This is a genomic window from Pseudomonas sp. FP2196 (genome assembly GCF_030687715.1).
GTDB lineage: Bacteria > Pseudomonadota > Gammaproteobacteria > Pseudomonadales > Pseudomonadaceae > Aquipseudomonas.
Genome location: NZ_CP117445.1, coordinates 469,535 through 478,811 on the forward strand (window position 1 = coordinate 469,535; position 9,277 = coordinate 478,811).

The 9,277-nt window shown below is 61.4% G+C and carries 10 protein-coding genes; 2 read left to right on the forward strand and 8 right to left on the reverse strand.

Annotation, left to right across the window (positions count from 1 at the left end; genetic code table 11):
• The first annotated feature begins 154 nt into the window (after nt 1-154).
• Nucleotides 155-1,222: a uroporphyrinogen decarboxylase gene (hemE, locus tag PSH79_RS02105; RefSeq protein ID WP_100846503.1), complete on the forward strand. Its 1,068-nt coding sequence runs from the start codon at nt 155-157 to the stop codon at nt 1,220-1,222.
• Between the two features lie 89 nt (nt 1,223-1,311).
• On the opposite strand, the gene PSH79_RS02110 is transcribed toward hemE, so the two are convergent.
• A complete protein-coding gene (locus PSH79_RS02110; protein ID WP_305441010.1) occupies nt 1,312-2,583 on the reverse strand; it encodes an MFS transporter in 1,272 nt (423 codons plus the stop codon).
• 119 nt (nt 2,584-2,702) lie between these two features.
• Here PSH79_RS02110 and PSH79_RS02115 point away from each other — a divergent pair, with 119 nt between their 5' ends.
• Complete coding sequence (locus PSH79_RS02115; protein WP_305441011.1) at nt 2,703-3,605, forward strand: LysR family transcriptional regulator; 903 nt, start codon at nt 2,703-2,705, stop codon at nt 3,603-3,605.
• A gap of 92 nt (nt 3,606-3,697) precedes the next feature.
• Here PSH79_RS02115 and PSH79_RS02120 read toward each other — a convergent pair whose 3' ends face one another.
• The 7 genes from PSH79_RS02120 to PSH79_RS02150 form a co-directional block, all read right to left on the reverse strand.
• On the reverse strand, nt 3,698-4,135 hold the full coding sequence (locus PSH79_RS02120; protein WP_305441012.1) for an excinuclease: 438 nt from the start codon (nt 4,133-4,135) through the stop codon (nt 3,698-3,700).
• 158 nt (nt 4,136-4,293) lie between these two features.
• Nucleotides 4,294-5,097, reverse strand: a complete 804-nt coding sequence (locus PSH79_RS02125; protein WP_150708724.1) for a hypothetical protein — start codon at nt 5,095-5,097, stop codon at nt 4,294-4,296.
• A 25-nt stretch (nt 5,098-5,122) separates the two neighbouring features.
• Nucleotides 5,123-6,349, reverse strand: coding sequence for a beta-ketoacyl-ACP synthase (locus PSH79_RS02130; RefSeq protein ID WP_305441013.1), 1,227 nt, complete (start codon nt 6,347-6,349; stop codon nt 5,123-5,125).
• Complete coding sequence (fabG, locus tag PSH79_RS02135; RefSeq protein ID WP_305441014.1) at nt 6,349-7,077, reverse strand: 3-oxoacyl-ACP reductase FabG; 729 nt, start codon at nt 7,075-7,077, stop codon at nt 6,349-6,351. Before fabG ends, PSH79_RS02130 begins: the two co-directional genes overlap by 1 nt.
• On the reverse strand, nt 7,070-7,534 hold the full coding sequence (locus PSH79_RS02140) for a hotdog family protein (protein WP_305441015.1): 465 nt from the start codon (nt 7,532-7,534) through the stop codon (nt 7,070-7,072). Before PSH79_RS02140 ends, fabG begins: the two co-directional genes overlap by 8 nt.
• A complete protein-coding gene (locus PSH79_RS02145; protein WP_305441016.1) occupies nt 7,531-8,727 on the reverse strand; it encodes a beta-ketoacyl-[acyl-carrier-protein] synthase family protein in 1,197 nt (398 codons plus the stop codon). Before PSH79_RS02145 ends, PSH79_RS02140 begins: the two co-directional genes overlap by 4 nt.
• The gene (locus PSH79_RS02150) at nt 8,724-9,215 is read right to left on the reverse strand and encodes a hypothetical protein (RefSeq protein ID WP_370872598.1); all 492 of its coding nucleotides are present in this window, start codon (nt 9,213-9,215) and stop codon (nt 8,724-8,726) included. The genes PSH79_RS02145 and PSH79_RS02150 overlap by 4 nt, the downstream gene beginning before the upstream one ends.
• Nucleotides 9,216-9,277: the final 62 nt, after the last annotated feature.

The following is a 9,277-nucleotide window of genomic DNA, read 5'->3' on the forward strand; positions in this document are numbered from 1 at the left end:
CGCTGGCAAGCCAGCTCCCACAGTGCTTTGTGTTGCTGCAAAAATCAGCATTCCAACGCAATAAATTGACCCGATAGACAAAAGGCTGACCTGCATCCGTGCCTTTTGTGTCGCGCTCTGAGAAAATGCCCGCACTTTTTTTCCGGATGCCGACATGACTGCCCTGAAGAACGACCGTTTCCTCCGCGCCCTGCTCAAGCAACCCGTAGACGTCACCCCCGTGTGGATGATGCGTCAGGCCGGCCGCTACCTGCCGGAATACCGCGCCAGCCGTGCCCACGCCGGTGACTTCATGAGCCTGTGCATGAATCCGGAATTCGCTTGCGAAGTCACCATGCAGCCGCTCGACCGCTATCCACAACTGGACGCGGCGATCCTGTTCTCCGACATCCTCACCATTCCCGACGCGATGGGCCAGGGCCTGTACTTCGAGACCGGTGAAGGTCCGCGCTTCAAGAAAGTCGTCAGCACCCTGGCCGATATTGAAGCCTTGCCGATCCCGGATCCGCACAAAGACCTTGGTTACGTAATGGATGCGGTCAGCACCATCCGTCGCGAGCTGAACGGCCGTGTGCCGCTGATCGGTTTCTCCGGCAGCCCTTGGACGCTGGCCACCTACATGGTCGAAGGCGGCTCGTCGAAAGACTTCCGCAAGACCAAAGCGATGCTCTACGACAACCCGCAAGCCATGCACCTGCTGCTGGATAAACTCGCGCAGTCGGTGACCTCGTACCTCAACGGCCAGATCATGGCCGGTGCGCAAGCGGTGCAGATCTTCGATACCTGGGGCGGCAACCTGTCGGCGGCGGCGTACCAGGAGTTCTCGCTGGCCTACATGAAGAAAATCGTCAGCGGCCTGATCCGCGAGCACGACGGTCGCAAAGTGCCGGTGATCCTGTTCACCAAGAACGGCGGCCTGTGGCTGGAAAGCATTGCCGAGGCCGGCGCCGACGCACTGGGCCTGGACTGGACCTGTGACATCGGCAACGCCCGCGCCCGCGTCGGTGACAAGGTTGCCCTCCAAGGCAACATGGACCCGACCGTCCTTTACGCAAAACCGGAAGCCATCCGCACCGAAGTCGGGCGCATCCTGGCCAGCTATGGCAAGGGCAGCGGCCACGTGTTCAACCTCGGCCACGGCATCACGCCTGAGGTTGATCCGGAGCACGCCGGCGCCTTCCTGCGCGCGGTGCATGAGCTATCGGCGCAGTATCACGAGTGATCGCGACACAATAAAAACGCCCGGCATATGCCGGGCGTTTTTGTTTCGATGATCCAATGTCGGACGCGGATCAAATGCAGGGATTTGCGTCAGGCTTTGACGCCGCCGAGGGGCGGCAGCTTCGCCAGTTTCAACGCCACCAACAGTGCGATCAGCAACAACGCACCGATAAACAAACCAATCCCGTTCCACCCGCCCAAATGCCAGAACACCCCGCCCGCCGTCCCGGCAATGCTCGACCCGGCGTAATAGCTGAACAGGTACAGCGACGACGCCTGGCCCCTGGCCTTGATTGCACGGCGCCCGATCCAGCTACTTGCCACCGAATGCGCGGCGAAGAAGCCGAAGGTGAAGATCAGCATGCCGATGATCACCAGCGGCAACGGCGTGAACATGGTCAGGGCGAGGCCGGCGAACATCAGGGCAATCGTCGCCCACAACACCTTGCGCCGCCCCAGTTTGTCCGCCAGCGAACCAATCTTCGCCGAGCTGTAGATACCCGACAGGTACACCACCGAGAGCAAGCCGACAAACACCTGATCAAGGTTGTACGGCGCAGCCAGCAAGCGATAGCCGATGTAGTTGAACAGCGTGACAAACGCGCCCATCAGCACGAACGCTTCGAGGAACAGCAACGGCAGACCGGCATCGCGAAAGTGCATGGTGAAGCCATCCAGCAGACTGCGCGGGTGCAGCGAACGCGAGTGGAAATTGCGCGACTCCGGCAGGATCTTCCAGAACACCGCCGCCGCAATCATCGCCAGACCGCCAATCACCAGCATCGCCGTGTGCCAACTGACGAAGTCGATCAACACCCCGGTAATCAGCCGTCCGCTCATCCCGCCAATTGCGTTGCCGCCGATATACAACCCCATGGCAAGGCCGATGTGTTGCGGATGAATCTCTTCACTGAGATAGGTCATCGCCACCGCCGCCAGACCGCTCAACGACAAGCCGATCAGCGCGCGCATGATCAGAACGCCCTGCCAGCTCGGCATCATTGCACTGGCCATGGTGCACAGCGCTGCCGCGAACAGCGCGGCAACCATAACCGGTTTACGCCCGACCCGGTCGGAAATCGGCCCGGTGATCAGTAAGCCAATGGCGAGCATGCCGGTGGCCACCGATAGGATCAGGCTGCTCTGCGCCGCGTTGATTCCGTATTCATGCGACAGCAACGGCATCATCGGCTGCACGCAATACAGCAGGGCAAACGTCGCGAATCCGCCGCTGAACAGCGCCAGCACCGTGCGCATGAACATCGGTGTGCCTTTTTCGATGTAGATCTCTTGCCGTTCGGCGACGACATCGTCCGCTGCAGGCGGAACCTCATGGGCAAGGGGGGCGGTGGCAGTTTTCACATCAGACCTCGGGAGAGCACGGCCAGGCAGGCAATGAAAAAATCATATAGCTGGCTAATGTTTCTATCCAATATATTGTTCGACCTGTTTGATAGCTTTAACGACCTAATGGGGTTTTCATGGAATTGCGTCACCTGCGCTACTTCATCGCCGTCGCCGAAGAACTGCACTTCGGCCGCGCAGCACAGGTGCTGGGCATCTCCCAGCCACCGCTTAGCCAGCAGATTCAGGCGCTCGAGCAAGAGGTCGGTGCACGCCTGTTTGAACGGACCAATCGTCGGGTCGAGCTGAGTGAGGCCGGCAGATTGTTTTTGCAAGAGGCGCGGCTGGTGCTGGCGCAAGTCGACAAAGCGGCGGATGTCGCCCGTCGTGCGCAACTCGGCGAACTAGGGGAACTGAAGATCGGCTTCACCTCATCGGCGCCGTTCAACTCGACCATTCCCCAGGCAATTTTTTCCTTTCGTCAGCGTTTCCCGGCGGTGCACCTGAATCTGAGGGAGATGAGCAGCACCATGGTTGCCGACGCCTTGGTGGACGAGTCGATTGAGGTCGGCATCATGCGCCCGTTGGGCCTGCCCGATTCATTGAACGTGGTGGAACTGATGCGCGAGCCTTTGGTGGCGGTGCTCAGCGCCAAGCATCCGTTGGCCCAGGGCAGCGAGGAAGGCCTGTTCCTCTCGGCATTGGCGCTGGAACCGTTCGTGTTCTTCCCGCGCAGTTATGGCAGCGGTCTTTACGCACAACTGCTTAGCCTGGCCCGTGACGCCGGTTTCAGCCCGCACTTTGCGCAAGAGGCCGGGGAGGCGATGACCATCATCGGACTGGTGGCTGCTGGCCTGGGCGTCTCTGTTTTGCCTGCCTCTTATCAGCGCATGCGTATCGACGGTGTGGTGTATCGGCCGTTGCTCGATCCCGAGGCCATTTCTGCGGTGTGGCTGGTGCAGCGCAAGGATCAGAAATCACCGATGGCCAAAGCGTTCGTCGAACTGCTCACGCGCAAGGTCGAGCCTTTGCCGACTTAACATCAAAAGATCGCAGCCTGCGGCAGCTCCTACAGGGAAAAGCGAATTCCACTGTAGGAGCTGCCGCAGGCTGCGATCTTTTGATGTTGCCGTTAAGGCAACCGCACCAGATCCCCTTTCAACGCCACCCGCGTCGCAAACACCCCCGCCCGGCACTCATACGTATTCAAATCCTTGCGCACATGCTGGTCGTAATAACTGACAATATTGACCACCGCATTTGCCCCGACCCGCTTGGCCTCGGCCTGCAACTTGATCAGATTCGACTGCAACACCCACTCGCACGAGAACTGATCACTCTTGTTGAAACCGTTGGTGCTCAAGTCACTGACCACACCCCGCCTTAGCAACTGTTGAGTTCCCACCGGCCCATTGCCAACCAGATAGAACTTCACACTGCCATCCAGTCGTCCGGCACGAAGTGCGTCCGACAGCACCGTCTCGAACGGCATGTACATCAGATTGGTGGCCTGGCTGGCGCCGGGGAGCAGGCACAAGAGCGTGGCGGCAATCAGGGCTTTCACTTGCATGGTCATCTCCTTGACGGTGAAAGAGAACTACGAGTGCTTGGCGGATTGGCGCTCGCCATTCTGGCAGGCGCGATGCGGCGGCCTGCCAGGACGAGTGTAGATGCTGAAAATGAAGAGGGCGCCGAATGGCGCCCTTTGTGGTGAGGGGGTTTACTGAATCAATCCACGTGCGCCAAATCCCCACGCAACGCCACGCTCGACACCACCATCCCTGCACGGCACTGGAATTTCTCAGTGTCTTTGTACAGGTCGCGCTGGTCGACGCTGGCGATGTTGATCACGGCGTTGGCGTCGGCTTTTTTCGCGGCGTTTTGCAGGGTGGCGAGGGCCGATTGCAGGGCCCAGAAGCAGGCGTCTTCGTCGGATTTGTTCGAGCCGTTGGTTTTGCGGCTGCTGCTCACGGTGTCGAGTTTGCGCACTTGTTTGGGCAGGGTTTCGCCGGCCAGGTAGAACTTCACGCTGCCGTCCAGCAGGCCGGCGTCGGTGGCGCGTTTGACGCCTTCGCGAAAGCTCAGGTAGGTCGGCTCGTCGGCACCTTGTTTGACGATGCCCAGGTCGTTGACGAACTCGATGTCCGGGTTGATCGACAGCTCTTTGAGCACGTTGTCGCGCAGGCGGTTGACCCAGCGGTTGTAGTTGCCGTGGATTTTGCCGTCCTTGGCGTCGAGGCCGTAGCTGCTGCGGTAGTCGATTTCAAACGAGGTCGGGGTGAACGGGATGTCGACTTCGGCGTGATGGCGACCGCGTACGGTGATCGCAGCTTTGATCATGCCCGGACGCACGGATTGCACGACCCATTGGCGGTCGTTCAGCGCGGTAACGATGGCACGGCTCATTTGCGACTGGGTAAAGCCGAGGTTCGGCGAGAACTCTTCCTTGGCGTTGTACACCGGTTTGCTGGTGCAACCGCCGAGGACAAAGGCCAGGGCCAACAGGGCGGCGATGCGGTGAAACTGAGTCATTCCCTTCACTCCAAACGTGTTGCGGTCAGTGCCAGCGGCGGAAAATCAACGAGGTGTTGACGCCACCAAAAGCGAAATTGTTGTTCATCACGTACTCGTGATGCATCTGGCGGAACTCGCCGCGCAGGTAGTCGAGTTTGCCGCAGTGCGGATCGACCTCGTCGAGGTTGAACGTGTGCACGTACAGGTCACGATTCATCATCTCGATGCTGAACCACGACTCCAGCGCACCGCAGGCCCCAAGCGTGTGGCCGAGGAAACTCTTCTGCGAGCTGATCGGCATGCGTTCGCCGAACAGACTGCTGGTTGCCAGTGTTTCGGCAATGTCGCCCTGTTCTGTAGCCGTGCCGTGACCATTTACATAACCGATGGCATCCGGCGTCAGGCCAGCGTCTTCCAGCGCCAGTTCCATCGCGCGGCGCATGGTGACTTGTTCCGGGCGTGTGGTGTGCTGGCCGTCGGCGTTGCTGCCGAAACCGACGATCTCGGCGTGGATGTGTGCGCCGCGAGCGAGGGCGTGTTCCAGCTCCTCAAGCACCAGCATGCCGCCACCTTCGCCGATCACCAGGCCATCGCGGCTCTTGTCGTACGGGCGCGGGCTGGTTTGCGGCGCATCGTTTTTCAGGCTGGTGGCGTAGAGCGCGTCGAAGACCATTGCTTCGGTCGGGCAGAGTTCTTCGGCGCCGCCGGCGAGCATCAACGGCAAGCGACCGAACTTGATCGCCTCGTAGGCGTAACCGATGCCCTGGCTGCCGCTGGTGCAGGCGCTGGACGTCGGGATCAGGCGTCCGGTAAGGCCGAAGAAGATGCTGATATTGGCGGCGGTGGTGTGCGGCATCATCCGCACGTAGGAGTTGGCGTTGAGGCCTTCGGCCACCGAGTTGAGCAGCATGTTGCCAAAGGCTTTGATCTCGTCGGTGCTGCCGGTGGACGAACCACAGGCCACGCCCATGCGCCCGTCCTTGATCGATTCGTCGCCAAGCAAACCGGCATCGGCCAGGGCTTGTTCCGCCGCACCGACCGCCAGCCGCGACACCCGGCCCATGCTGCGCAGTTGTTTACGCGTCCAGTGCGCAGGCACGAGAAAGTCATCGATCGGCCCGGCCAGGCGCGTGTTGAGTTCGCTGAAACGATCCCACTCGTCCATCCGGCGGATGCCGCTGCGGTTGGCCGCGAAGTTGCCGGCGATGGTCTCCCAGTCGCTGCCCAGCGAGGTGATGCCGGCCATGCCGGTGACGACGACGCGCTTCATCAGCACAGGCCTCCGTTGACTGCCAGGACCTGGCGGGTGATGTACGAGGCTTCCGCCGACATCAGGAAATTCACCGCACCGGCCACTTCTTCAGGGGTGCCCATGCGTTGCGCGGGGATCATTTTCATCAGTTCTTCCACCGGCACGTTTTCGTCGAGCATCGCCGTGTCGATCAGACCCGGCGCGACGCAGTTAACGGTGATTTTGCGCTTGCCCAGTTCGATCGCCAATGCCTTCGCCGCGCCGATGACGCCAGCTTTGGAGGCGCTGTAGTTGACCTGGCCACGGTTGCCGATCAATCCCGATACCGAGGTAATGCAAACAATGCGACCAGCGGCACGGCGGCGGATCATCGGCATCATCACCGGGTGCAGCACGTTATAAAAACCGTCGAGGTTGGTGCGCAGCACCACGTCCCAATCGTCGTCGCTCAGGGCCGGAAAAGCGCCGTCGCGGGTCAGGCCGGCGTTGAGCACCACGCCGTAATAGGCACCATGGGTTTCGACGTCGGTTTCGAGAATGCTTTTGCAGGCTTCGCGGTCGGCAACGTCGAATTGCAGAATCCGCGCCTGGCGGCCCAGCGCTTCGACTTCGGCTTGCACGGCTTGTGCGTCGGCAATGCCGCTGCGGCAATGCAGGACGATGTCATGCCCGGCCTGCGCCAGACGCAAGGCAATGGCGCGGCCGATGCCACGGCTGGAGCCGGTGACCAGTACGGATTCAGTCATCGTTCGACTCCTGTGCTTGTTGCAGATATTGGGTTGGCTGTGGCGGGCGGAACACATTCAGTCGAGCACTGACCTCGATGCCGGGCGCGTTGATATGGCACTCGAACACGCCCATGCCGTTGTCGTCTTCCAGCGAGCGGATGCCATGGATAGTCAACTCGCTGCCCGCAGGAAACGTGTCGACGTTGCACTCGAACTTGCGCGTGCCGAGCAGAAAGCCCAGCTCCACCGGGTTGCCTTTCTGTCGCGCATGGCAACCGGCGAACGCGGCGACGCTTTGCGCCATCAACTCGATGCCGACCCACGCTGGCAGGCTGCCGTCGGGCAGGTTGAACAAACCCTCGGACTTGACCGTGAGGCGGGTGTAGATCTGTTCTTCGTCGAAGCTGAGAATCTTGTCGATCAGGATCATGTCGCCAGCGTGGGGCAACAGTTCGGCGAGCGGCCAGTCGGTCATGGGGCGTCTCCGATAATCAGGCTGACGTTGTTGCCACCGAAGGCAAACGAATTGCTCATCAGGTAGCGGGGTGCAGTGGACGACAGGCGTTCGCTTGCGGTCACCCACTTCAGCGGCGGCAGCTCGGGATCGGCCTGGCCATCCCAGACGTGCGGCGGCAGCGCGTGTTGGTGGTTGTCAGCGCTGAGGCTCAGCCAGCAGAACGCCGCTTCCAGCGCACCGGCCGCGCCAAGGGTGTGGCCGGTCATCGGTTTGGTCGAAGAGCAGGCCACGCCCTCTGGGAATAGCGAGGCGACTGCCAGACTTTCCATGGCGTCGTTGTGTTGGGTTGCGGTGCCGTGCAGGTTCAGATAGTTGATCTGCGCGGCTTGCAGATGAGCACGGCGCAAGGCTTTCTGCATCGCTTGCAAGGCGCCGCGTCCGCTCGGCTCTGGCGCTGAGATGTGGTGCGCATCTGAGCTGGCGCCAGCGCCGAGCAGGGCGATGGCCGGGCCATCACCGCGCTGCTTGGTCATCACGAACAGCACCGCCGCTTCGCCGATGTTGATGCCGTTGCGATTGGCCGAGAACGGATTGCAGCGCTCGTCGGACACCGCTTCCAGCGACGAAAAACCGTTCAGTGTCAGCTTGCACAGACTGTCGACACCGCCGCACAGCACGGCGTCGCACAGACCGAGATCAAGCAGACGCTGCGCACTCATCAATGCGCGGGCGCTGGAGGTGCATGCGGTGGAAATCACATAGGCCGGGCCGCTCAGTTGCAGCCAGTCAGCAAGGAAATTGGCCGGGGCGCCGAGTTCCTGTTGTCCGTAGTCGTATTGCGCCGGGAATTGGTGCTCACGGATGTAGTGCGCCAGACCACGGCTGGCTTCGTCGATACCCGAGGTGCTGGTGCCGAGCACTACGCCGATGCGGTCGCGGCCGTAGGTCTGGATCGCGTGATCAATGTCGGCGCGAATCTGCAGCGCGGCTTCCAGCAACAACTGATTGTTGCGACTGCTCTGGTCGGCCAGTTCTGCCGGGATCGGCGCCAGTTCACCGCGTACGGCGGCTACCGGCAACTCACGCTCCGCCACCCAGCCCGACTCAGGGCGCATGCCCGAGCAGTCGCCGGCGAACAGATTGCGCGCGATTTCTTGCTTGTCGCGGCCCAGGGCGCAGATCACGCCGAGGGCATTCAGGTAGGCGGTCATGGCGTCGTTTCACCGAGTGGGGAGACGCGATAGTGCGGGCCTTGGGGCAGGTTCAATTCGAAGCTCAACGGTTGTGCATAACGGATGTCCCAGCGCGCCGGCAGCGAACGTTGCCCGCTCTGCTGCTGGGCGGAGGGGTAATTGCGCAGCAGTTCGCCCGACGGGGTCAGGGCGAACAGCAACGCGGCGAACAGCTCGCGGGCTTCGGGGTTGGGCGGCAGCAGACCGTCGGCCTGCCAGCGCCCGTCGATCAGTTGCTGACGCGCCTGGGGAATGCCCAGCGGGTCCATCATCGACCAGCGGATGCCCGGGCCTTCGCGCTGGATCACCAGCAGCCAGTCCTGACGCTGATCGGCTTGTTGGCGCTCGATGTGCAGTTGCAAGGGCAGCGGCAAAGTCGGGTTGCCGGTTGGCAGCGGCGCCTGGCTGGCGCAGGCACTTAACAGCAGTACAAAACCGAGCACAAAAAGCTGCCACACAGCGGTCATTGTGGGAGCTGGCTTGCCAGCGATGGCGTCGGCACTTTCAACATTGGGGCTGACTGATACAC

Bases quoted from the DNA above. Each gene is read 5' to 3' on its own strand.
- PSH79_RS02115 (WP_305441011.1), top strand. From the start codon at position 2,703: ATGGAATTGCGTCACCTGCGCTACTTCATCGCCGTCGCCGAAGAACTG.
- PSH79_RS02145 (WP_305441016.1), bottom strand. From the start codon at position 8,727: ATGACCGCCTACCTGAATGCCCTCGGCGTGATCTGCGCCCTGGGCCGC.
- PSH79_RS02120 (WP_305441012.1), bottom strand. From the start codon at position 4,135: ATGCAAGTGAAAGCCCTGATTGCCGCCACGCTCTTGTGCCTGCTCCCC.
- fabG (WP_305441014.1), bottom strand. From the start codon at position 7,077: ATGACTGAATCCGTACTGGTCACCGGCTCCAGCCGTGGCATCGGCCGC.
- PSH79_RS02125 (WP_150708724.1), bottom strand. From the start codon at position 5,097: ATGACTCAGTTTCACCGCATCGCCGCCCTGTTGGCCCTGGCCTTTGTC.
- PSH79_RS02140 (WP_305441015.1), bottom strand. From the start codon at position 7,534: ATGACCGACTGGCCGCTCGCCGAACTGTTGCCCCACGCTGGCGACATG.
- hemE (WP_100846503.1), top strand. From the start codon at position 155: ATGACTGCCCTGAAGAACGACCGTTTCCTCCGCGCCCTGCTCAAGCAA.
- PSH79_RS02130 (WP_305441013.1), bottom strand. From the start codon at position 6,349: ATGAAGCGCGTCGTCGTCACCGGCATGGCCGGCATCACCTCGCTGGGC.
- PSH79_RS02150 (WP_370872598.1), bottom strand. From the start codon at position 9,215: ATGACCGCTGTGTGGCAGCTTTTTGTGCTCGGTTTTGTACTGCTGTTA.